This window comes from Ornithinibacillus californiensis, from assembly GCF_001038485.1.
GTDB lineage: Bacteria > Bacillota > Bacilli > Bacillales > Amphibacillaceae > Ornithinibacillus > Ornithinibacillus californiensis.
In genome coordinates this window covers 13,431-36,265 of sequence record NZ_LDUE01000065.1, presented here as the reverse complement: position 1 = coordinate 36,265, position 22,835 = coordinate 13,431, and the positions used below count along the sequence as shown (strand labels likewise).

27 protein-coding genes are annotated in these 22,835 nt (G+C 35.9%); 9 read left to right on the top strand and 18 right to left on the bottom strand.

Annotated elements, in window-relative coordinates:
- Positions 1 to 270: a hypothetical protein gene (locus tag TE34_RS17720; RefSeq protein WP_047986156.1), complete on the top strand. Its 270-nt coding sequence runs from the start codon at positions 1 to 3 to the stop codon at positions 268 to 270.
- An 84-nt stretch (positions 271 to 354) separates the two neighbouring features.
- On the opposite strand, the gene TE34_RS17715 is transcribed toward TE34_RS17720, so the two are convergent.
- Entirely contained in the window at positions 355 to 1,569 is a 1,215-nt protein-coding gene (locus tag TE34_RS17715; RefSeq protein WP_047986155.1) for an ABC transporter permease, read from the bottom strand.
- Positions 1,562 to 2,305 (bottom strand): ABC transporter ATP-binding protein, encoded by a 744-nt coding sequence (locus tag TE34_RS17710; protein WP_047986154.1) that lies wholly within the window; start codon positions 2,303 to 2,305, stop codon positions 1,562 to 1,564. Before TE34_RS17710 ends, TE34_RS17715 begins: the two co-directional genes overlap by 8 nt.
- Before the next feature lie 532 nt (positions 2,306 to 2,837).
- On the opposite strand from TE34_RS17710, the gene TE34_RS17705 reads away from it, so the two are divergent.
- The 3 genes from TE34_RS17705 to TE34_RS17695 all read left to right on the top strand — a co-directional run bounded on the left by TE34_RS17705 (position 2,838) and on the right by TE34_RS17695 (position 4,422).
- Positions 2,838 to 3,266 (top strand): HIT family protein, encoded by a 429-nt coding sequence (locus TE34_RS17705; RefSeq protein WP_047986153.1) that lies wholly within the window; start codon positions 2,838 to 2,840, stop codon positions 3,264 to 3,266.
- A 141-nt stretch (positions 3,267 to 3,407) separates the two neighbouring features.
- Positions 3,408 to 3,923: a tryptophan transporter gene (locus TE34_RS17700; protein ID WP_047986152.1), complete on the top strand. Its 516-nt coding sequence runs from the start codon at positions 3,408 to 3,410 to the stop codon at positions 3,921 to 3,923.
- Between the two features lie 139 nt (positions 3,924 to 4,062).
- Positions 4,063 to 4,422: a YtxH domain-containing protein gene (locus tag TE34_RS17695; RefSeq protein ID WP_047986151.1), complete on the top strand. Its 360-nt coding sequence runs from the start codon at positions 4,063 to 4,065 to the stop codon at positions 4,420 to 4,422.
- A gap of 48 nt (positions 4,423 to 4,470) precedes the next feature.
- Here the strand turns inward: TE34_RS17695 and TE34_RS17690 are convergent, their stop codons facing one another.
- From TE34_RS17690 to TE34_RS17675, 4 genes are all read right to left on the bottom strand, one after another.
- Positions 4,471 to 5,385 (bottom strand): glycine betaine ABC transporter substrate-binding protein, encoded by a 915-nt coding sequence (locus tag TE34_RS17690; protein WP_047986150.1) that lies wholly within the window; start codon positions 5,383 to 5,385, stop codon positions 4,471 to 4,473.
- A 112-nt stretch (positions 5,386 to 5,497) separates the two neighbouring features.
- The gene (locus TE34_RS17685) at positions 5,498 to 6,400 is read right to left on the bottom strand and encodes a glycine betaine ABC transporter substrate-binding protein (protein WP_047986149.1); all 903 of its coding nucleotides are present in this window, start codon (positions 6,398 to 6,400) and stop codon (positions 5,498 to 5,500) included.
- A gap of 98 nt (positions 6,401 to 6,498) precedes the next feature.
- Positions 6,499 to 7,344, bottom strand: a complete 846-nt coding sequence (locus tag TE34_RS17680) for an ABC transporter permease (RefSeq protein ID WP_047986148.1) — start codon at positions 7,342 to 7,344, stop codon at positions 6,499 to 6,501.
- Positions 7,337 to 8,536, bottom strand: coding sequence for a quaternary amine ABC transporter ATP-binding protein (locus tag TE34_RS17675; RefSeq protein ID WP_047986147.1), 1,200 nt, complete (start codon positions 8,534 to 8,536; stop codon positions 7,337 to 7,339). The genes TE34_RS17680 and TE34_RS17675 overlap by 8 nt, the downstream gene beginning before the upstream one ends.
- Before the next feature lie 314 nt (positions 8,537 to 8,850).
- Here TE34_RS17675 and TE34_RS17670 point away from each other — a divergent pair, with 314 nt between their 5' ends.
- The gene (locus TE34_RS17670; protein ID WP_047986146.1) at positions 8,851 to 9,342 is read left to right on the top strand and encodes a GbsR/MarR family transcriptional regulator; all 492 of its coding nucleotides are present in this window, start codon (positions 8,851 to 8,853) and stop codon (positions 9,340 to 9,342) included.
- A 12-nt stretch (positions 9,343 to 9,354) separates the two neighbouring features.
- Here TE34_RS17670 and TE34_RS17665 read toward each other — a convergent pair whose 3' ends face one another.
- Entirely contained in the window at positions 9,355 to 9,690 is a 336-nt protein-coding gene (locus tag TE34_RS17665) for a DUF1878 family protein (protein ID WP_047986145.1), read from the bottom strand.
- A 203-nt stretch (positions 9,691 to 9,893) separates the two neighbouring features.
- Between TE34_RS17665 and TE34_RS17660 the strand changes: the two genes are divergently transcribed.
- The 3 genes from TE34_RS17660 to TE34_RS17650 all read left to right on the top strand — a co-directional run bounded on the left by TE34_RS17660 (position 9,894) and on the right by TE34_RS17650 (position 11,836).
- Positions 9,894 to 10,436, top strand: a complete 543-nt coding sequence (locus tag TE34_RS17660; protein WP_236687185.1) for a DUF3267 domain-containing protein — start codon at positions 9,894 to 9,896, stop codon at positions 10,434 to 10,436.
- A 162-nt stretch (positions 10,437 to 10,598) separates the two neighbouring features.
- Complete coding sequence (locus TE34_RS17655; RefSeq protein ID WP_047986144.1) at positions 10,599 to 10,784, top strand: hypothetical protein; 186 nt, start codon at positions 10,599 to 10,601, stop codon at positions 10,782 to 10,784.
- A 128-nt stretch (positions 10,785 to 10,912) separates the two neighbouring features.
- Entirely contained in the window at positions 10,913 to 11,836 is a 924-nt protein-coding gene (locus TE34_RS17650) for a peptidylprolyl isomerase (protein ID WP_047986143.1), read from the top strand.
- Between the two features lie 86 nt (positions 11,837 to 11,922).
- On the opposite strand, the gene TE34_RS17645 is transcribed toward TE34_RS17650, so the two are convergent.
- The 10 genes from TE34_RS17645 to TE34_RS17600 all read right to left on the bottom strand — a co-directional run bounded on the left by TE34_RS17645 (position 11,923) and on the right by TE34_RS17600 (position 21,594).
- A complete protein-coding gene (locus TE34_RS17645) occupies positions 11,923 to 12,120 on the bottom strand; it encodes a sporulation YhaL family protein (RefSeq protein WP_084710773.1) in 198 nt (65 codons plus the stop codon).
- A gap of 75 nt (positions 12,121 to 12,195) precedes the next feature.
- Positions 12,196 to 13,140: a 3'-5' exoribonuclease YhaM gene (gene yhaM / locus TE34_RS17640; RefSeq protein WP_047986142.1), complete on the bottom strand. Its 945-nt coding sequence runs from the start codon at positions 13,138 to 13,140 to the stop codon at positions 12,196 to 12,198.
- Between the two features lie 76 nt (positions 13,141 to 13,216).
- Complete coding sequence (locus TE34_RS17635; protein ID WP_084710772.1) at positions 13,217 to 13,765, bottom strand: GbsR/MarR family transcriptional regulator; 549 nt, start codon at positions 13,763 to 13,765, stop codon at positions 13,217 to 13,219.
- A gap of 124 nt (positions 13,766 to 13,889) precedes the next feature.
- Positions 13,890 to 16,862: an ATP-binding protein gene (locus TE34_RS17630; protein ID WP_047986141.1), complete on the bottom strand. Its 2,973-nt coding sequence runs from the start codon at positions 16,860 to 16,862 to the stop codon at positions 13,890 to 13,892.
- Positions 16,863 to 16,871: 9 nt separating this feature from the next.
- Complete coding sequence (locus TE34_RS17625; protein WP_047986140.1) at positions 16,872 to 18,101, bottom strand: metallophosphoesterase family protein; 1,230 nt, start codon at positions 18,099 to 18,101, stop codon at positions 16,872 to 16,874.
- Positions 18,102 to 18,592: 491 nt separating this feature from the next.
- Entirely contained in the window at positions 18,593 to 19,837 is a 1,245-nt protein-coding gene (locus TE34_RS17620; RefSeq protein ID WP_047986139.1) for an ABC transporter permease, read from the bottom strand.
- On the bottom strand, positions 19,830 to 20,729 hold the full coding sequence (locus TE34_RS17615) for an ABC transporter ATP-binding protein (protein WP_047986138.1): 900 nt from the start codon (positions 20,727 to 20,729) through the stop codon (positions 19,830 to 19,832). The genes TE34_RS17620 and TE34_RS17615 overlap by 8 nt, the downstream gene beginning before the upstream one ends.
- Before the next feature lie 15 nt (positions 20,730 to 20,744).
- A complete protein-coding gene (locus TE34_RS17610) occupies positions 20,745 to 21,062 on the bottom strand; it encodes a DUF3796 domain-containing protein (RefSeq protein ID WP_047986137.1) in 318 nt (105 codons plus the stop codon).
- Positions 21,063 to 21,077: 15 nt separating this feature from the next.
- Positions 21,078 to 21,395 (bottom strand): DUF3796 domain-containing protein, encoded by a 318-nt coding sequence (locus tag TE34_RS17605; RefSeq protein ID WP_053075129.1) that lies wholly within the window; start codon positions 21,393 to 21,395, stop codon positions 21,078 to 21,080.
- On the bottom strand, positions 21,385 to 21,594 hold the full coding sequence (locus TE34_RS17600; protein WP_047986136.1) for a helix-turn-helix transcriptional regulator: 210 nt from the start codon (positions 21,592 to 21,594) through the stop codon (positions 21,385 to 21,387). The genes TE34_RS17605 and TE34_RS17600 overlap by 11 nt, the downstream gene beginning before the upstream one ends.
- Before the next feature lie 165 nt (positions 21,595 to 21,759).
- Between TE34_RS17600 and TE34_RS17595 the strand changes: the two genes are divergently transcribed.
- Positions 21,760 to 21,945 (top strand): YhzD family protein, encoded by a 186-nt coding sequence (locus tag TE34_RS17595; RefSeq protein ID WP_047986135.1) that lies wholly within the window; start codon positions 21,760 to 21,762, stop codon positions 21,943 to 21,945.
- Between the two features lie 58 nt (positions 21,946 to 22,003).
- Here the strand turns inward: TE34_RS17595 and TE34_RS17590 are convergent, their stop codons facing one another.
- Positions 22,004 to 22,777, bottom strand: coding sequence for an enoyl-CoA hydratase (locus TE34_RS17590; protein ID WP_047986134.1), 774 nt, complete (start codon positions 22,775 to 22,777; stop codon positions 22,004 to 22,006).
- Positions 22,778 to 22,835: the final 58 nt, after the last annotated feature.

Genomic DNA, 22,835 nt, shown 5'->3' with positions numbered 1-22,835 from the left:
TTGAATTACTATGACAACGAGTACCAGAATAGACATGTTGATGCTTACAAGCAGTCTGAGTCCTTTTACGGTGATGATGATGTCGTATCTATTGGGCAATGGATTTTGATCTTGATCGGTATTAGTATTCCATTTATTGGGTTAATTGTTACCTTAATCCTTGCATTTGGATCTAATAACGAGAATTTAAAAAATTTTGGTAAAGCAGTACTCATATTAATGATTTTCGGTCTTTTCTTTGGTGTTTTACTTGGAGCTTGTTCGAGTTAGGTTCAGAAGAGAAAATTCATCGGAAATGGAGACTACTAGTAAAAGAAAAAACATTCTTCGGATTAATATCCAAAGAATGTTTTTTTATGCCAGTTTCCGCTTTACATAGCCATTCGTAAAAGCAAAGGTGAAAAGTATCCCACCGACTAATGTAATAAGAAAACCTAGATAGACTTGAGCTAGTATGAAGACTACCGCATATAATACTGTTTGGACCAGAGCTAGCTGAACCATCCATTTTAGTAATGCTTCTCGCCTAGTTTCCTCTTCAACTGGATATAAATCTAACCACATAATAGTTCGATGATGATTATATAAGGTCATCATTTGGAATGTACTCATATACAAGAAAAGAATCGCAAAGGCTATTTTCACCCAGATTGTTGGGATGAAATAAATGAATAATCCTCCGATGATACTCAAACGAACATACATCGATAAATAATCGCCGCCACGGATAAATGTGATGCGATATAAATAATCATACGTGTTTTTTCGCTCAAAAGGTATTTTTCTATCCACAAATGATACTAACCACTGACGCGATTTTATCCTATTTTTCAGATGCGGAACATCGGTAAACATATTGGCAAAACGATAAAAGGATTGCAAGCGATGTAGGTCTTTTTCCAATAGTAGCTCCCATGCTAGTCCTGCTTGCTTTCTCGATTGACTTAAATCATATAAGAATACAATCACAAATAAGATGGTAGTAATACTGACAAGAAGAAGTTCCCCACTGATAAGGAAAAAGAAAACAGCAATATTTAATAATAATCTTGCTACATGGTCAATTACTCGGATATTTTTCTCACGTATTTTTAACATCCACCAGTTAGCAATTAGATTCCATAGTTTAAACACTAGAACAACAGCTATCGTCAGCAAATATGTACTTCCCTCGCGTTCAGGGAAAGATGCCATGTATAATGGCCCAAAAGCTGCTGTGACGATCGCAACAATATAAAGCTGGATCACAAAGCTATAGATTAGTGCATTCCGGAAATAAGCACTCATTTTATGCTCCGCTGGAATCAAAAAAACTAAATCTGGTTCTTTGAGAAGTGTTCGGACGGGACTATAACTTACGACAATACCGAGAATGCCCCCCATTATCCATGCAGTTGGAAAATCCTCATGTAGCTCGGTAAGCCATTGCTGGTAATAATAAGCAAGCGCAGCAATAAAGAACAGCATGGCAAACGCAATATGTCCATTGAAGATATAACGCAAATACCTACTCATATCCTTTAAATGTTCATTAAAACGTTTCATAAAAAAGTCATGTGAATTAAACATGGCTATCTTCCTTCGTTAACTGAACATATAAATCGTCCAGCGTAGCACGAGGCATATCAAATTGTTCTCTTAGATCCTCTAACGTACCAAGTGCTTTGACCTCTCCCTCATGTAAAATGATAAATCGGTCACAATAACGTTCAGCGGTTGCTAATATATGCGTTGACATTAGAATTCCTGACCCGTTTTGTTTCATATCTTCCATTAGCTGCAAGTAAGATTGTATTCCAAGTGGGTCTAAGCCAACGAAGGGCTCGTCCACGATATAAAGAGGCGGTTCAATTAAGAATGCACACATAATCATGACTTTTTGACGCATCCCCTTTGAAAAATGGACAGGAAACCACTTCAACTTCTTTTCCATCCGAAATTCTTTGAGTAAGACCTGTAACCTTTTCTCAAAAATATCCTCAGGTATATTATAAGCCATTGCGGTTAAGCGTAGATGCTCATATAATGTTAATTCATCATAAAGAATTGGCATCTCTGGAATGTAAGCAAGCCTGTTGCGATACTCAGATGGGTTATCTTTAAAAGTCCTTCCATTAATGGAAATGGAGCCTTTTTTCGGTTGCATTAATCCGATGATATGTTTAATAGTTGTACTTTTACCAGCACCATTTAGTCCGATAAGTCCTACGATTTCTTTCTGATTTACATCAAATGAAACACCATGGAGAACATTTTTATGCGTATAGCCTCCAACAAGGTTTTCAATTTGCAATAAAGGTTCCACAAGCTTTCCCCCTATTTTTCTCACTTGTTAAAAATTTTATCACTTATAGACACAAAATCCAAAGGAAACTCTCATACGTTTTTCGACATTTTTTTAAAAAGGTGTGTATAGATTTCTCAAAATGGCTCACAATACTAGTGTAGAGTCGAGGATGACTCACCGCAAACCAATTTGTTTAACACAAATGAGGTGTTAGTGTTGGAAAATAGTGATGTTTCACTTGAACAACATTAAAAAAACAAATGGGGTGTTGGCGAAAGATCATCTAATGAAATAAAACCCTTTTGTTAGAAGACATCTCAACGCCAAGGGATACTAACAAAAAGGTTTTTGTAACCAGTTAAATTGCAACAAGCGAATTAACCGGTAATACAAGTCCCCACATTAGTTTTCTGACCTCGGCTCTACACGAACAGGCTCGCCCTTTTGGGCGATGCCTGTTTTCTTTTATTATTTCCTCTACTCGGCATTTAACTTTACATACGCTTGATTTAATAGATAGAATAGAGGAAAAGTTAGGAGTTGGTATGAAATGGCACATGAAGATTGTATTTTCTGTAAAATTATTGCTGGTGAAATTCCATCTGCTAAGGTCTATGAGGATGAACATGTTTATGCCTTTTTAGATATTAGCCAAGTAACAAAAGGACACACATTGGTCATCCCTAAAACCCACGTGAAAAACATTTACGAAACACCTAGTGATGTTGCGGGAGAATTGTTTACACGAGTTCCTCAAATTGCAAATGCTATCAAAGCGGCTTACAAGCCTGTTGGCATGAATTTATTAAATAATAATGAGGCAGCGGCTGATCAATCCGTCTTTCACCTACATATACATCTAATCCCTAGATATGGAGAAGGCGATGGTTATTCTTCTAACTGGAAGGTTCATACCGATGATTACAAACCAGAGGATTTGCAACAAATTGCTACTGATATAAATAAGGAATTAAAATAGTCAGATAGTTAAAATTTTATCTTTTTATTTCTAATGATGTTTGTTATAATAGATTTAAGTCTTCGCAACTGACAAACAGTGTACAGTTGGAGGATAAAAAAATAAGAGCTTAGTATAGCTTGAGCCTGAGGAGAGGTACAAATGAATACAAGAATTTTAGTTATTTTATCACTACTATTGGGTATAGGTGCAGTATTGCACTTTATCATGCCACCAATCTACGGTGTAACGCCAGACATGATGTTGGCCATGATGTTTATAGGGATTATGCTTTTCCCTAAGCTAAAGTATGTTAGTGTTTTAGCGATTTCAACTGGAATTCTATCAGCATTAACATCGAATGCACCTGGTGGTCAAATTGCTAACTTTATTGAAAAGCCACTTACAGCCCTTATCTTTTTTGCACTCTTTTTATTAATAAAAGACAGAGTCAATAATAAGATAGGTGTTCCTGTTTTAACGGCTATTGGTACAATGATTAGTGGTGCAATATTCCTAACGCTTGCGTTATATGTCGTTGGATTGATGGACGGAGTATTCCTATTATTTTTTGCAACTGCTGTTTTACCAGCAGCTGGCTTAAACACTGTATTAATGATTATCATTTTTCCAGTTGTTCAACAAATTCTTAAACGATCCAAGCCAATCACAGTCTAAAAATAATACCAAATCCTCTGGCATACTTATTGTCAGGGGATTTTTTTAACGGTATAGTTAAGAAGAGCTAGACTACATAATGGATAAAATAGAGAAAAATTGAAATACTATAGTAAGCGGGAAAGGAGCGGGATTTTGTATGGCAAATGGTAAATCACTCGTTCTAGGAATGATGGTTGGGAGCTTAATCGGTGCAACAGCTACCCTTTTAAGTACACCAACGTCAGGAAGAGAACTACGCACAAAGGTAAAGGACCAGTCTGTTGAATGGAAAGAACTTTTAGACAACCTTAAACTCGATGGTTTACGGCTAAAAAATCAGATCGCAGCAACCTCTAAAGAAGGGGTTTCTATGATGAAAGATTTAACACAAGAAATGAAGAGCTCTATTGGAGAATGGAAAGCTTCTGTTGAACCACATGAAAAGAATATTCGTGAATACCTAGTACAGATTGAATCCAGTCTTAAGGATTTAGAAGAAAAAGTACAAAAGAAATAACAAATAAAAAGCTATCTCAGGTAACCCCCGAGATAGCTTTTTGTTTTACTATTCTTTTGGTTCTAGGTCTTCTATAGAATTTATATCCATATATGCAGGAACAACTAGACCAATTTTGGCACCTGTTAAATTAGCACCAAGATCAACAAAGTCTTCTTGGTAGCTTTCGTAGAAATCTTTATGCGTAATTGGCATCCAAGGGGCTACAGACGCATCGCCATCGCCATTAGCAATCGATTCAAACACTACAGCAACATCAACTGGTGTAATCGTTACATCAAACCCTTTTTGTTCCATTGCATATTTAACAACATTAGATGATGCACGCTCAGAATCCCAAGGTGTAGAAACTAGTTCTACTTTAACACCATCAACATCATTAACTCCTTCTAGCCATTGATCCACTTTATCTTGATTATCTTCTACCCATTGTTTTGCTATAACAGCAATATCTTCACCAGAATCCTTTGATTCAAACATAATTGCTTCCATATCTGCTACTTCCCAGTTAAACTGATCTAGGATTTTGTATGCTTCTGGTTTTTCTTCTTCCAGACCCTTTCTTGCAATGGTCTTAATTTCTTCCACTCCACCATAAATTCCTTTTGGATCCTCTAAATATTTCATATCAGGATATTTAGCGAATGTCCAATGTGGATTCCAACCCGTAATAATAATCGGTTCTTCATTGTCCATTGCTTTATCTAACTCAGTAGCCATAGCTGCAGTTGAAGATAGTTCAACAGACCAACCACTTAATGACTCATATTCTTCTATTGCCTTTTCCGTTGTTACGCTGATACCTGCTCCTGGCTCAATTCCAGTAATCGTATAATCTACAGCTTCACTATAACTTGTTTCACCATTCGATGCTTCGGATGAGCTCATATCGTCACCATTGTCACCACAGCCAGCTAATACTAATGCACTTGCTAAACCAATTCCTAATAACATTTTTTTCATTAGTCAAATCTCCTTAATTTTTTCGAATTAAGCATTATAACCTTAATATTCAAGTAAAAAATTCAATAATAAAAGCAGACTCCACAATAAGTCTGCTTTTATTCGGATGTTATTATTTTGCTTCTAAATCTTCAATAGAATCGATATCCATATAAGCAGGAACAACTAAACCAATTTTCGCACCTTCAAGGTTTGGACCTAAGTCCACTAAATTGTCTTTGTGCTCTTCATATAAGTCACCATGTGTTCCTGGTAACCATGCTGCTACCATTGCATCAGTTTCACCTGTAGCAACAGACTGCCACATAATTGCGTTATCAAGTGGAGTTACTGTAACGTTAAATCCAAGATCTTCAAGTACTTTACGAACAATATTAGTAGAAGCGACTTCTGTATCCCATTCCACGTAAGCTAATTCAATTTCAGTACCATCAACTTCTTCAACGCCGTTAGTCCATTCAGCAACTTTTTCCGCATTATCTTCTACCCATTTATTCGTTGTTTCTACTACGTCAGCACCATTAGAAATCTCTAGCATAACTGTTTCCATATCTTCCGTAGTCCAGTTAAATTGATCTAACACTTTATATGCATTTGGCATGTCAGCTTCTAAGTCTGTACGTACCATTGTATTAATTGTTTCCGCATCACCGAATACCCCTTTAGGGTCTTCTAAATACTTTAAGTCATACTTTGCGAATTTCCAGTGTGGAGACCAACCAGTAACAACAATTGGTTCTTCATTCTTAATAGCTTCGCCTAGCGCTGTTGCCATCGCACCACTAGAAGATGCTTGTACTTCCCAGCCATCTAAGCCATATTCTTCAACTGTTCTTTCAGATGCTTTAAATACACCTGCTCCAGCTTCAATACCTGTAATGGTGTAATCTAATTGTGCACTTTCACTTTCTGTAGTTTCAGTCGTATCACCATCATCAGATCCACAACCAGCTGCTACAAGTGTTAACGAAAGTCCTAGTGCCATACCAAGACGTTTCCAATTTTTTCTTAACATAAAATAATCTCTCCCCTTTTAATATATATATGGACTTTTCGAAACCGAAAAGGAACCAACATTTATAATTGGGGGAACAGAGTCCCCCAAAACTAACTTTATTCTTTTGAATTTGCACTTTGTGTAAAGCGGTCAATAATGATCGCAAGAATAACAATTCCAATACCAGCAACAAATCCAGTACCGACTTGTGCACGTTGTAGTGCAGATAATACTTCTCTTCCAAGTCCTGGTGCACCGATCATAGACGCAATAACTACCATTGATAGTGCAAGCATTACTGTTTGGTTAATGCCTGCCATAATCGTTGCCTTTGCCATTGGTAATTCAACTTTTAATAATTTCTGCGTACCAGTACTACCAAACGCTTCTGAAGCCTCTACTAACTCCTTAGAAACTTGACGAATACCTAGGTTAGTAAAACGTACCGTAGGTGGTGTTGCAAAAATGAGTGATGCGAATATACCAGGTACCATTCCGATTCCGAAGAATGCAACAGCTGGGATTAGGTATACGAATGCAGGCATCGTCTGCATAAAGTCTAAAATTGGCTTCATAATTGCTTCAACCGTATTACTTTTGGACATTAATATCCCAATAGGTACCCCAATAATAACGGATAATAAACTAGCAATAAGGACTAGAGTAAATGTGTTTATTAAGTGTTCCCAGTACCCTTGGTTATCGATTAACCAAAGTCCAACAATTGAAAATGCTGCTAACCCTAATTTTTTCCCACTTATGAAAAATGCTATTAATGCAACAATAATAATAATGATAAAAGGTGGCACAAGCATTAACTTATCAGCCGTAAACTCCATGAATTCACCGAAATGTTCTTTTATCGGTTCAAATAAAAATGAAAATCCTTCTGTAATTTGATCTGTTAACCATTCTGTACCTTCTGCTATCGGGATTCCATTTGTAAACCAATCTTTAAGCATATTCAGAATCCACCTCACTTTCTCCAGCTAAAGCTGCAATAACTGCACCTCGAACAATGATTCCTACTAATCTATCATTTTCAACGACTGCAGTTGGAATAGATGAACCGTTGATGATGGTAAAGATTTCATTCATCGGTGTGTCTTTTTCAACCTGCTTTATATCTGTGAGTAATATTTCCGATATATCGCGGATATCTTTTTTCTTTGCTTCAGAAGCATCTTCTGCTGTAACATAACCTTTTAAATTACGTTTACTGTCCACAGCTAAAATACTTGAAATGCCTGCTTCCTTCATGCGTTCTAAAGCTACACGCGGTCCGTGTTTTTCAATATTAATTGTTTCTGGACGTTTCATAATATGGTTAGCGGTTAATACTTTCGAACGGTCAACATCTTCAACGAAGCGTTCTACGTAATCATTAGCTGGATTCATAAGAATCTCTTCCGGTGTACCGATTTGAACAATTGAACCGTCCTTCATTAAGGCAATTCGATCACCTATTCGTAGTGCTTCATCTAAATCATGTGTAATAAAGATAATGGTCTTTTTCATAGTAGATTGAAGGTCAATCAACTCGTCCTGCATATCTTTACGTATTAATGGATCTAATGCAGAAAATGCTTCGTCCATCAACAATACCTCTGGGTCGTTTGCAAGTGCTCTTGCTAGACCTACGCGTTGTTGCATTCCACCTGATAATTGATCAGGTTTTTGATCGGTATAACCACCTAAACCAACTAATTCAAGTGCCTCTCTTGCCTTTTTGGCTCTTTCTTCTTTAGGCAACTTTTGAATTTCTAGACCATATTCAGCATTTTGTAATACCGTACGATTAGGAAATAGTGCAAAACGTTGGAACACCATACCAAGCTTTTCACGACGTACCTGGCGAAGTTCCTTTTTATCCATTTTTGCTAAATCCTGTCCATCAATCAAAATACTTCCTGTAGTTGGTTCAATTAATCGGTTAATAAGCCTTACTAATGTTGATTTACCACTACCAGAGAGCCCCATAATAACGAAGATTTCTCCTGGTTCAACTGAAAATGAAGCTTTATTAACTCCGACAGTACTTCCTGTCTTTTTTAATATTTCTTCTTTAGATGAGCCTTGATTTAAAAGCTCTATTGCTTGTTTTGGATTTTTACCAAAAACCTTAGTTAGGTTTTTTGCCTCAATAATTGGCAAATCCTTCACCTCTCTCATAAACTTTATTTTTATGCACGCACAATTAAATGTTAAGTTCGTAGATTAATAGTTTGTACTTAAAACTGGCCGCGTTTTTGCTTACTTTAATACTATACACCTTATTGTACGAACCGGACAAACTTTGTATTCGTTTATTTTCGATTAAATTTTTCATACAGTTTAAACTGTACGAACTAAACAAAGGTTTTCCTTAATAATCCTTCCAAATACTCTAAAATCCACCCCAACCATCCATTTTTAAAAATAGAAAGACTATTGTAACCTTAGATGTAGGGGAAGTTTAGGAGGTTTGCATGTTGGATAACACAGGTGAAAAGTTTAAAAATGGAATTCTTCTAGAATTTGCGAAGACGGTTGAATTATTTGGTTTATCTCCAATTGAATCAAGAGTTTTTACTATATTATATGTGGAGGGAAAACCTCTAACATTAGATGAAATGAGTGAAGCTTTAGGAAAGAGCAAGACTTCAATGAGTACCAGCATTCGTAGTTTAGTAGAATTAAATTTAGTAAAACGTGTATGGAAAAAAGGTGTCCGCAAAGATCTATTTCAAGCTAATACACAGCTCTACAAACATTTTATGAGTTTTTATCTGAAGAAATGGCTCGATGAAACCGAGGTCCGTAAAGAGGCTCTGGCTGAAATTAAGAACCAAACTGATCAATTAGCCTCTGGTGAAGTGGATGAGAACTTGCAAAACAAACTGAACAACTTATTAGATTTCCATAATAAATTGACTGATTTTTTCAAAGAAGCTTCAAAAACAAAAAATGATGGCTCGTAGGATTTCAACCTCCTATAAGCCATCTTTTTTTATGATTCGAATAAATTCTTCTAATAGATTAGGAAAGTGACCCTCTTTTCGTAATGCATAGATTGTTTCAGTAGGGTCTAGTTTTTCATTTAACAATCCGGCAAACCGCACTAAATGAGAAGAATAATCAAGCAAGCCCTCATCTTTTTGTTCCTTATACTCCAGATCCATATCCTCTAATATAGAAAAGATCTCCTGATATTCTTCTTCTGACACGTTTTTCTCGATTACAAGCTTGGTAAAAGGGAATTTTTGAACATCTATAATTTTCGTTAGCAAATGTAAATGAAATGTTGCTAAATTGTTATCTTCTAGCATACGGTTTACCCTCCTATCACCCACTCAAGCAATTATTATCAGAATATAATCTTTATTACCAGTATTTTTATATATATTTTTTTCGTAAAGTCTATTGCATTTTTCTTCATTAAATACTATTATCAAAAAAGCAATTTGAAAAATAGTCATGAACAAGTGGTTATTTCTCATAATCTAGCATAAGAAGTGGAGGAGGAAGGCTAATGATGAATTGCTGGAAATCAATAAATATTAATAAGCAATACGGCAAAAGATGGGTCAATTTAATCTCTTGCTTCACTGCATTAGTAACCTTCATCCTTTTATATGTACCATTCTCAATGTTACATCAAGGTAATACTGTAAGTGATTCAGGAATTACTCTATTCTTGATAGCAATCATCCTGTTGCCAACACTTCATTCGTTATTGCATATTTTACCATTAATTATGATAAATAGAAGAATTAATTTAATCATCAATCGAAAAAAAGCATTACCTATTTTTACTTTTCATACCGATGCTCATATTAAGAAGTATGCTTATATCCTTTCTGCACTGGCTCCAACAATTGTGATTACAGTTCCAGGAATCCTTGCATCCATTCTATTCCCAAGCATCCATGTATACTTCTTATTAATTACTTCTTTAAATATAGGTTTATCATTTCTTGACTTTCTAATCATCCGTCATATTCTACGCGCACCTAAACACTCCTTCGTAGAAAAAGACGAAGAAGGTTTTGATATCTTGCTAAAAGCAAATTAGATGAAGAGGCAGCCTCACCTGCCTCTTCTTTTTTTTACTATCCAACAAGTGAAATTTTTGTTACAGTATTTTATAGATAATTAACATAGTATTATTTGTATAGAAGTATCTTTTTATACTAGGATTCTATCAATACTTTTTGTACAAGGGGGTTCGTAAGGTATGTTTTTTATTTTTCTTGTCTATGCATTCATAATTTTATTCATATTCAACTCTTTAGCAGATAAATTCTGTAAAAAGCTAGAAATGAATGCAACTAAGCAAGCAAATGTTTTCCGTATTACCAACATTATGATACTTATCTTACTTGTATCCTCATATGTAAAAGTATTAAATGTTATGGTTTAAACGGTAAGCTAAACCGAATTGTGTAAAAACTGAGTAATTATCCGTATGACTATTATTTTATAGACAAACTGTGTTATATTAATCAATAGTCAACACAAAGTTACAATTAGATTAGGAGTGTAAACGTAATGAAAAAACTAACAATTGCAGCGACTCTTACGGCTGGAGTATTGCTACTTTCTGCATGTAGTCCTGAAGAAGATACAAAATCAGGATCAGATGAAGCTACATCAGACTCAGCAGTAGTAGTTGAATCTAAAGTAGGAGACATTACAAAGGATGACTTCTATAATGAAATGAAAAACTATATTGGGGAAAGTGCCCTTTACAATATGGTAGTCATTAGAGTATTAGAAGATAAATATGAAGTATCCGATGAAGAAGTAGACGAAGCTGTTCAAGAGGCAAAAGATGCACAAGGCGATATGTTCTCTATGTGGTTAATGCAACAAGGTTATCCAGATGAAGACGCATTCCGTGAGCAAACTTACCAAAGACTTCTTCAGGAAAAGCTTATGTTTGAAGATGTAGAAATTTCTGATGCACAAATAGAAGAGAAATTTAACGAAATGAAAGAAAATAATGAACTTCAAATCCGCGCTAGCCATATTTTAATCCAAGAAAACGAGGAAACTTCAGCAGAAGAAGCTGAAGCACTTGTTCAAGAAGTACAACAAAAACTTGATGAAGGTGCTGACTTTGCTGAATTAGCTAAAGAATACTCTACGGATGGTAGTGCAGCGAATGGTGGAGATTTAGGTTATTTTGGAACTGGTAAAATGGTAAAAGAATTTGAAGAAGCTGCATTCGCTCTTGGTGAAGACGAAGTTAGTGGACCAGTTAAATCAGAATTTGGTACTCACTTTATTAAAGTAACAGATGTACCTACATTAGATGAGAAAAAAGAAGAAATTCGTCGTCAGCTGGCAATGGAAGAAATTGATTATACAGCTGTTCAAGAAAAAATGGACAAACTAATCGAAGATGCTAAGATTGATGTGAAAATTGAAGAATTCAAAGATTTATTCGTAAAACCAGAAGCACAAGGTTAATAAATAGTAAATAGAAGGGTCTGACTCCCAAAATACAACATAACTTACAGTTGTATTTTGGGAGTCAGACCCTTTATGCGCTATCTCTAGTTCGCTGTTTCCTCCTGTTTAAGGCGACGGCTTTCACGTTCATCTTCAATTCGTTTCATATACACTTGACCATCTCGCTCAATAAAGTGCTGTTCTAACTCTCTTTCAGCACGCATCGCTCGAAACGCCATATAGCCACTAAAGAAGATAAATAGAATTATCATGAAAACCCACCAAGGCATTCCTAGAATCATGTTTTAACCTCCTTGTCCAAACTTACTTAATTCATTTATATGTACAAGAAGGTAAATTAATTACTGGAATTAAGGTTATGATTCAAACGTCGGCTTGTAGAATGAACGATTGTCCATAGCAAATATGCGCTCTGTAAACTCTCCTGGCTTTACCTTATCTAATGCTCGGTTTAACATATTCATTTTCGCATCAATTAGATCAATGAGATGCAGTAGTTCTGCTTCACGAACTAATGGAGGCGTAGGGCTCCCCCACTCTGCTTTTCCATGATGAGACAGTACTAAGTGCTGTAAAATTAATACCTCTTCTCCCTCTATTTCCATTTCCTTAGCCATATGGCCAATCTCCTCAACCATAATTGGTATATGACCTAGTAGCTTACCTTGAAGTGTATAAGAAGTAGAAACAACTCCAGAGAGCTCCTTAATCTTTCCGATATCATGCAAGATAATGCCAGCATATAGGAGATCTTTGTTTACTTGTGGATATAGTTCACAAAGTTCACGTGCAATCTTAATCATGCTTACAATATGATGAGCTAGTCCGGACACATATTCATGATGATTCCTAGTTGCAGCTGGATATAGAAGCAATGGTTCTTGGTACTTTTTAATAATTGCTCGAACGATACGCTGAATGTGAGGATTCTGCATCTCAAAGATAACTTCAGTTAACTTAGCCATTAATTCTTCCCGCTCAACTGGAGCTTTTTCAAGGAAATCAGCTAGTTGAACACCATCTGTTGGCTGTGCCAATCGTATAGACTGAATTCTCATCTGGGGCTTACCACGAAATTGATTCAATTCACCAGCAATCCGAATGATTTGTTCTTGGATAAAGATTGATTCATCTTCTTGGGTGATGTCCCAAAGTTTTGCCTCGATTTCTCCTGTAGCATCTCTAAGAACTAGTGTTAAAAAAGGTTTACCATTACTGGCAGTTCCCTTCATTGAATCCTTAATTAATACGAATCCCTCAAATGAGTCCCCCACTTGATGTTGACCAATTCCTTTTTTCACAACAATTCCTCCCCCATAATAGAAATGAGATTGACTGCGTAAATCTTAGCATAATGTCAATCTCAGTTGTAAATGATTATTTATTTTTTGGGATATATTCAAAAATCTTTCCTGATTCAACAAGATGAATAAACTTCATTAACCACTCATAATAATTTCTTGCATATTCTAACCTATCTATATCCCTATTGATTCGTTCCTTCAGTACCTCATCATCCGTCGAATCGTAAAGGCTTTTTAGCTCCTCTATTGCCTCGTCTGCTTCTTCAATATTGGATTCGGTATTTTTTCTCCAGCGGTTACCGAACAATGATGTAAATGATTTATACCAATCCTCTTCTGATTTATATAGGTCTTTACGGATTCCTTTTTTAAAAGTGGATTCCACCATTTTCATATCATATAGAGCCCGTACTCCTGTAGACATACTAGTCTTACTCATAACTAGAGCTTCTCGCATATCATCTAAAGTCATCGGTTCATCGGAAAAATATAATACTCCATATAATCTGCCAACAGATGAAGTTAGGCCATATAGATTCATGTTCTTAGCAATCGTTTGAATAAACTGCTCTATTGTTTCTTCATGTTTCTCCCAATCTTGATTTTGCTTGTCCTCTGTCAACGGATGCCCCTCCATTAAATGTAAGATATACGAAGCCTCTGATAAATTATCTAGATAATACAAAAACATCTAAATTACTAATTATATAGTTTAACACTATCAACTCGTATACGCTAATTTACTATTAATTTTCTACTAAGGGTACCACTTTTGTCAACCTGAGTAAATTTTTGTCACTTATTTGCGAAATAATATCCTGTCTACAAGTAAAGAAAAGTATTTGATGACGTGATGCTATCTGCTCGAGAATTTGTATCACCCGATCATTCCGTTCTACATCAAAATGCACAAAAGCATCATCGATTATAAATGGCATATGCAAGTTTTCACTCATAACGGTGCTAATAGCAAGTCGCAAGGAAACATACAATTGATTGATAGTACCCTGTGAGAGTTCCTGTACAGTAAATCGAATACGATCCTTTCGTTCCACTATAAATGGTTTTTCCTCGGCTGGCGGATATACATGGATATACGCATTCTCCGTTAACAGTTGAAAAAAATGTGTCGTCTGCTCCAATACTTTAGATAAGTACTTATCCCGAAAGTTCCCCTTCGTTTCTGTTAGCAACTCTCTCGCGGTTTTCTGAATAGCCCACTCTCGTGCTTGTCGCATTAGCTTTTCCTGTTCCATTTGAAACTGATGTAATGTTACTGAATACATCTCGGAGGTCTCTAACCTTTGGAATTCAATCGTAATCTGTGCTAGTCTCTGTCGCTTACTTTCTAGCGATTCTTCCAATTCTAGTACAACTTTATCCAGCTCACTCAACTCTATTTCAATTGAGCTTAACTTAGGTGGTTGATTAATAAGCTGATCCCATTCTTCGACCGTAAAAAAGCTAGAGAATTGTTCTTTGATTTTTTCACAACGGTAAATTAGATCTTCTTTCTCTGTCAGCTGCTTAGATTTCTGGTAAAAATCCTCTTCATCTGTAGCATTAGCAAAATCCAATAATAAAGAAATTTCTTTATTTACGGTCTCAAATTGGATTCTGCGCTCATCTAGTTCCTTATCTAATTCTCTTAGCATCACAGATATCTGTTCTATTTGTTTCTCACGAACTCGAAAGGCTTCTATCTCCAATTCTATTCGCTCTAGCCTGGTTTGCAATGTTTTCGGTGAATTTTCAAAATCATACTTCTGAAAGAATGCAGATACTCTCTCCTTGAAATTTTCAATATGCTTTTGAATTTCTGTTTCAAGCATTTTTAATTCACCAACACGTTTTACATCTTGTAATATCGTTTTTAAAGAAAGATATAGTTCTGGCCAATATATAACATCGATATTAGCTAAAAAGGAATACATATTTTGATGACTAGATATTTTCTGTTGTATATCCCTATCTCTTTTCTCTATTAGCATTTTTTGCTCGTTCAATTGATTTAGCTGAAGGTCAGAATCTCTTAATTTATCTAGAAGCAAATCTTGCTCCCGCTTTAATTCCTGATCCATTAGAAGAAGCTCTTCAGCCTTATTTCTATCATTTTCTGTAATCAAGGTCTTTGCATGTGATTCTCCCGTATTTGTTAACATTGCTTCCATATTTTGAATGGACTTTTTTCCATTTACCCATTGCGCTGCCCCTATCAAAATACTTAGCACAGTAATATTTAGAAGAATTAAATTATCGGATAAAAAAGCTAGCATTCCAAACAGAATACTAATAACCACACTGAAACCTAACACAAACCCAATCCGTTTATTTGTTTGACGCTTTGTTTTCTTCCATTTAGCCTGTTTCTCGACAGTTTCTTTTTGTAGAGCAAGAAGCAACTTGTTCTCTTTATAAGAGTCCAACACTTCCTCTAGTTCTTTTCTTTTATCAGAGGAAAGTAAATTGACTTGAATATCCTGCAATTCCTGTTCAATAAGAGCCTGTTTAGCTTCTTGAAGGTGTTTATTCTCCTTATTGGTTTCCATTTCTGTTTTCTGTTTTTCAACTTCATTCTTTAAATCATTCCACTCTTTCTCTAAATGGAATGGCAAATGTAGGTCGAGTAATTCTTTCATCTGTATACCAATATTTAATTCGTTTAATTTAGTGGTAATTTCCTCATTAAGTTTGTTTACTTGTTCTTGGATATTTAATTGTTCTTGTATCTGATTTTGATAGCGTGAATGGTCAGTGAATAATTTTACTGCTTCTCCAATGGCGAATTGGTTATTTTTAGAAGTTAACACTTGTTGTTCCTGAATATAACGCGCTTTACTATTTTCTATCCCCTTTAAGTCGCTCTTTAGTGGGTATAACCTATCTTTTAGAGCTTCTAATCGGTCTATCCCTTTCTCAGGGAAAGAAATAGTGTCCGGTAGCTCGGTAAGTCTATTTTGATGACGACTGTGCTCTTCTACTTGCGGGAGCGCTTGGAGTATTTTTTCAAGCAGATATTGCTTTTTCTTCTGCTCTTTTATTTCCTGCGTAACGGAATCAATACCTTCTTCCAACGATAGAATGGTATTTTTCTTTTCCCGATAGGATGCATCCTCTCGCTTCATCTCGGTAAGTTGCTTGTGGAGTTGTGTAAGCTTTGTCAATTGCTGATTAATAACCGGATTCTTACCATATGGCTTAAAGTAGTCACTAATTCGTTGATCAAGCTTTTTTTCTATTGCATGAATCCTCGTTGAACCTGTTAAACCAATTCCAAGTAGAACTTCACTAACATCTTCCTCTTTAATATCTTGTATTCTATTTAAATCGGTTGCTGAAAAGGAAAAAATAGCTTGATACGTTTTCTCATCGATCCCATGTAACCTTTCTTGAAGCCATACTTCATCATGCTCACTTCCATCCGCAGTAAAACATAGTGCACCACCATTTCGAGTGTCACTTAACCGTTCAATTGTATATGTACCGACATCATGGTCATGGACAGTTAATTGTCCTCCCATTTTATTACTCGTTTTTGGTTGATAGAATTTCCGTTGTTTGGGTGGGAGTCCAAAAAGCATAAATCTTATAAAGTTCTGCAATGTCGTTTTTCCAGATTCATTTTCACCGTAAATTGTTATGAACGATGTTTTTGAAAAATCGATATCATAATCGACCCATTTACCAAACCCATAGATAGTTGCTTGGAGTATTTTCATTATTTAATCTCACTCCTTCATAAGCTCGTGAATCACAAGTTCATAAGCTTCTTTTTTAACCATTTCTTCATCTTCCTTAGTTAACATCTCTAAATACTTTCTTGCATCCTTATGCTGAAATAACTCATCTAAATAATCTATGGGTGAAAAGTGTTCAAGCTTGGTAGTCAACTCGCCAAGGAAATGTTCACCTTTTAAACTAATCTCAGAAGATGGACTTGTGTTTTTAACAGTACATCGAAAAACATAAATCCAATTTTTCTGTTGTGTAAAACTTTCATTGATGATTTCTATCATTTCCTCTAATAGATGTTCATTTTTCCATTCGATAATATTATGGTGATTACTAATTAGGGTTACATCAAGCAATTGTGGAACAAAGTTGTTTAGTTCTCTCAATTGATTGATAATTGCACGTTCTACTTGATGAATTGTCTCACATTCAGATAAGTCAATGGTGGCCCGTTGAAATTCAATTGCATGAAGGGAAATAAATTCTATTGTTTGTTTTCCTTCACTAAGTTCAACATAATAACAGCCTTTAGCTCCTATTTCCTTACGATTTCTTCCTTGAATATTACCTGGATAGACAATCATTGGCTTCTCTTTTAATACTTCTCTTCCGTGAATATGCCCTAATGCCCAATAATCCATATCCTTTTCCACTAGTTCCCCTAGCTTAAAAGGCGCATACGTATCATGTTCGGTATTACTTTCGATACTGCCGTGGAGCATTGCTATATGGAATGGGGTATCTGTATCTTCCTTTTCGTATTCCTCTATCTTTCTTTCTGTAACAGCTCTGCGCTCATAGCTAAATCCATAGATTTTTGCTAACGACGTATTTTCCTTTGTATATAGATATGACTGTACTTGTTCATCTGAGAAGATATGAACATTATCAGGATATGTAATTGGATAGATGTTACCGTCGATAAAATCATGGTTACCATAGGATAGATAAACTTCTATCTGATGACGTTGTAGTTCCTGAAAGGCATTTCGCAAACTAATTTGTGCCTTAAGACTTTGCTTTTCATTATCAAATAAATCCCCTACTAATAGAATAAAATCAACTTTCCTCTTAATTGCTGCTGCTACGAGATTATTAAGTGCTGTAAAGGTACTTTGCCGAATTTCTTGAAATAGAGTCTCCTCCACATCGGATAACCCTTTAAATGGACTATCTAAATGCAGATCCGCTGCATGAATAAAGGAAATTTTCTTTTCCAATATCATCCCTCCTCTTTAGTATTATTTTATCAGATACAACAAGCGAATGCACGTTCGGTGTATTGGGCATAAAAATACACACTAAAAGATAGAATTTCTCTTTCTTTTAATGTGTATTTCAAACCTAATAAGATATTGTTATATAAAGGAATGCAATTTTGTATATCCTCAAAGCAGCCAGTATACACGGAGACTCCTTGAAAAAGGAAACCACTTTTTCTGCGTGCGATGTTTCGCTGTCGAAGTGATCCTTGTCCTGCGGGAGGATAGGCTTAGGTGAGACCCCAGTGATGCACCTGCGTCTAATAGCGTCGCTTCGAAGCGTGCTTCCTCGGTGCAAGGCTGCAAAAGAAGCATATTCAAGTAGTAGCCTGGCTCACCAGCCGCCCGCGGCAAGGTAGACACTGCGATGGTTCTTTCGAGCAGATGTCGCCCCTGTGCTGGAAGTAAAAGCGGAGTGTATACTGGCTGCGGACTTCGATAAACAATTCTATACGCTATTCCTTCTTAGTAAGCTTCATCGCCTTTTTAATATCTTTCAACGAGCTTGAGTTCCCATACATAAGTACTCCGCCTTTATAAACTTTTGCACCAATTACCGCAAATAAGATAATCGTTCCTACTAAAATACCAACTGAGAGGAAAACTTCCCAAATAGGAATTTCCAACAGTCCAACACGGATAAACATTAGCATCGGTGCAAAGAACGGTATATAAGATGTGATGGTGACAATCTGTGATTCTGGAACATTCATTCCAAATATAGCTAAGAAGAAGGCTACTACAATTAACATCATAATTGGCGTAATCATCTGATTTGCTTCTTCCACTCGACTAACAAGCGACCCTAGCATTGCTGCTAAGGTAGCATACAATAAATAGCCCAATACAAAGAATAGAACACCATACAACAGGATGGAAAAAGAAGCATTGTGTAAACCAAAGGATTCAATCAATCCACCTATTTGGTCCTGTTTTGACTGCAGCATCACGATTGCAATCAGGGCAAATATTGCAATTTGGGTTAAACCTAACAAGGCAATCCCGACAATCTTAGCAAACATATGCGTAATTGGAGAAACACTTGATACTAATATTTCCATCACTCGGGAGGATTTTTCAGTTGCTACATCTGTTGCTATAAGATTTCCGTACATTAGAACTGCAATATACAACAAAGTAACCATCATATAAACTATCCCACGGGCCTGATTCATTTCCTCTTCTGATTTCCCACTATCATCTATCGTTATTTTATCTAATGCAATTGGGGAAAACACTTCTGCCATAGCAGCCTCATCAATTCCCAACTGTGCAGTGGCTATAGTAATTTTTAGCTGTTGTAACTTTTGTTGAATTTCCATTTGGAGCTCCGCATCGGTTATGTTTTTCGCATAAAATGTAGCTTCTGGCAAGCCTTCATCATTCAAGTTAATCGTTACTAAAGCTTCATACTCCCCTTGCAACACTTGTGATTTTCCTTCTTCCAGCGTTCGGGAATATGGTTCGATTAAGGAATCACCACCGGTACTCGGCAACAAGCTCAGGTCATCTAATAATTCACCCGATTCATCAATAATTGCTACTTTCGTTTCCTCATCCCCTTCGAACGATTCAATAATAGATTCAAAGTTTACTAACACCAACATAAATACCAAAATTAATATAGTACTAATTAAGAAAACTTTTGTTTTTAGCTTCGTTAAATAAGTGTGTGAAGTAATCAGCCAAAACTTATTCATAGCGAGCACCAACCTTCTCTATAAAAATATCATTTAGAGAAGGCTCTTCCAATTCAAACTTACGAACAAAACCTTTTCCTTGCAGTTCACTAAATATATTTTGTGATACATTCTCATCCGTAATTTGTAACAGACAGCCTTCCATTGTTTGCTTATATCTAACCACTCCATGTAGGTCTCTTAGAAAATCTAAAGGAATATCTGCGTGTATGATTAGATTTTTCTTACCAAATGAACGCTTAATTTCACGTAATGATCCCTGAACTACTGGAGTGCCTTTTTGTAAGATACATACGTGCTCACACAATTCTTCAACGTGGTCCATTCGGTGCGAGGAAAAAACAATAGAAGTGCCTTGATTTTTCAAGTCTACAACTGCTTCCTTTAACATCTCTACGTTAATAGGGTCTAGCCCTGAAAATGGTTCATCCAAGATTAATAGTCTTGGTTTATGAATAACCGCTGAAATAAATTGGATTTTTTGCTGATTCCCCTTAGACAGCTCTTCCACCTTTTTGTCTATATACTCCGGTACCTCAAATCGCTCTAGCCAATTTTGTAACTCGTCTGCCGCTTCTCGTTTATTCATCCCTCGTAAACGTGCCAGATAAACAATTTGCTCCTTTACCTTTAGCTTTGGATATAGCCCTCTTTCTTCAGGTAAATATCCAATAATACTACTTTTTTCATAATCTATCTTTTCTCCGTTCCATGAGATATCTCCTGATGATCGTTCTAATAAACCTAGTATCATCCGGAAAGTCGTCGTTTTTCCAGCGCCATTTCCCCCTAAGAATCCAAACATTTCATTTTCGGGGATTTCAAGTGTAAGATTATTAACCGCAGTATGTTTTCCGAAACGCTTCGTTACATTTTTAAGTAGTAATGTCATAGATGTCACTCCTTTCTACTCTTTTGATTGATAATAAGCCGCTGCAAATCCCATAATAATACAATGCAGCATGTAAAGCGCTGTTAATAGGAAAAATGCAAATGAAATTCCATCAAAAATAATCACAATCGGCCATGCGATAAGCATAATGACGAGCATGATATCCCAAGTACGACTCTTTGCCTGATTGTTAACTTGATAGTAACGTTCATCATACCGATAATTTTTCTTCCCTATTCTTCTTTGAATGAAGAATATACTTAGCATGAATAAATAATTGGCAATTAAAATTAAGACCACCCATGGTGCTTCTAAAAATTCCTGACTAAACATCATAATCCCCCCAAGCTAATTTGAATCTTTCATCTGAAAATAAAGTCCCGCTATTGCCATTGAAAGCATATGCAAGATAAATAGCGCCATTAAGAAAAAGTAACTAAATAAACCGCCTTCTACAACAAGGACTATTGGCATTGAAATAAGTATGATAATTAACATGAAGTCCCATGCTTTAGCTTTGGCACGGTTCGATTTATAGTGATACCGCTCATCGTAATGATGTTCCTTTTTCCCTTTCAGGCGTTGGTGCAGAAATGTTATTAGGAGCCAAAGAAACATAATAAAAAACATAAGTAGAACCCAAGGATTCTCTAATTCACCGAACATTCTCATCCCCCTCAAAAATAAATAACTCTTCTATGGAGCATTCAAAGATTTGTGCAAGCTTATGCGCTAATACTAATGATGGTTTATACTTGCCTTTTTCTAAGGAAATAATCGTCTGCCGTGATACTTCTAATAATTGTGATAGTTCTTCTTGTGTCATGTTTCTCTCTGTTCGTTTTTCACGGATTTTTGTTTTCATAATATCTCCCACTTTTTTGTAAAGTTAACTTTACGTAAAGTTTACTATACATTTAACTTTCATGTCAAGGCTGCTTTACATAATTTTACCTAAATTTCTTTTAAGAAGGATTTTTAATAAAAAAGTCGAATATAAAATAATAAGAAAAACTTCAGGAGGTAAACAATGAGGAATTATGTTTTAACTGTATTTGAAAAATCCGGGAAAAAATTATTAGACGAATCGTTTCAGGCCGCTAATGATCAAGAAGCAAAACAATTAGGCGAAAAAAAGCTTGAAAAAGAAGGTTATTTAGAACATACGCATCGATGCGTTTCTCCAGAGGCGAAACTAATTTTATTTCATCGATAAGAAAAAGGCCGTCATTAGCTAATTCCTAATGACAGCCTTTCAATTTATATAACGAAAATTACTTTCCTTTAAAAGCAGGCTTTCTCTTTTCTAAAAAGGCAAGTACTCCTTCTTTATGGTCTTCGGTACTTCGGAGCTCCCACTGATTTTGCTTTTCTCTTTCCAAATAGTAATTTAGTGTATCCAGATGGTTTTCATTGTAAGTCATTTTTGTTTTAAGCATTGCTTCTATTGGGGATGAAAGTAACATTTGCCCTAGTTTTTTTGATTCTATTAATACATCGTCTTCTGTTAATTGATCGATGAGACCGAGTGATTTGGCTTCCAACCCTTTCACCTGTTTTGGATTTCCCCAAATAAACTGCTTTGCTTGATGAGTTCCTAATCGTTGTTCCGTCCAGAAGTGTCCTCCACCATCCGGTGCTAATCCCACACCTATAAATAACATAGCCAATTTTGCATCTTGGTGTGCAACGACGTAATCCGCTGTTAATGCTAGACTCAATCCTAGACCAGCTGCCGAACCTTGCACAGCTGAGATAACTAATTTTGGCATCATGTAGAGTTTACGAACAACCTGGGAAATGGTGTCCATTACCCCTTCAAAAAATTCTTTATTAGAAAAATCCTTCATCATAGCAATGTCCCCACCTGCACAAAAGGCATTGCCAACACCAGACAGGATGACAACTCGATCATCGTTTTGTTCCACTTCTTCAACGATATGTAATAGTTCATCCAGCATCTCTTTATTTAGAGCATTATATCGATCTGGACGGTTTAACGTAATATAGGATATTTGCTGTTTACTTTCAAAAGCAACATAGTTCATTTAAATTCCCCCTCGTCTTTATATTTTTATTTATTCGCTAAAGTTAGGCATTTTTCCT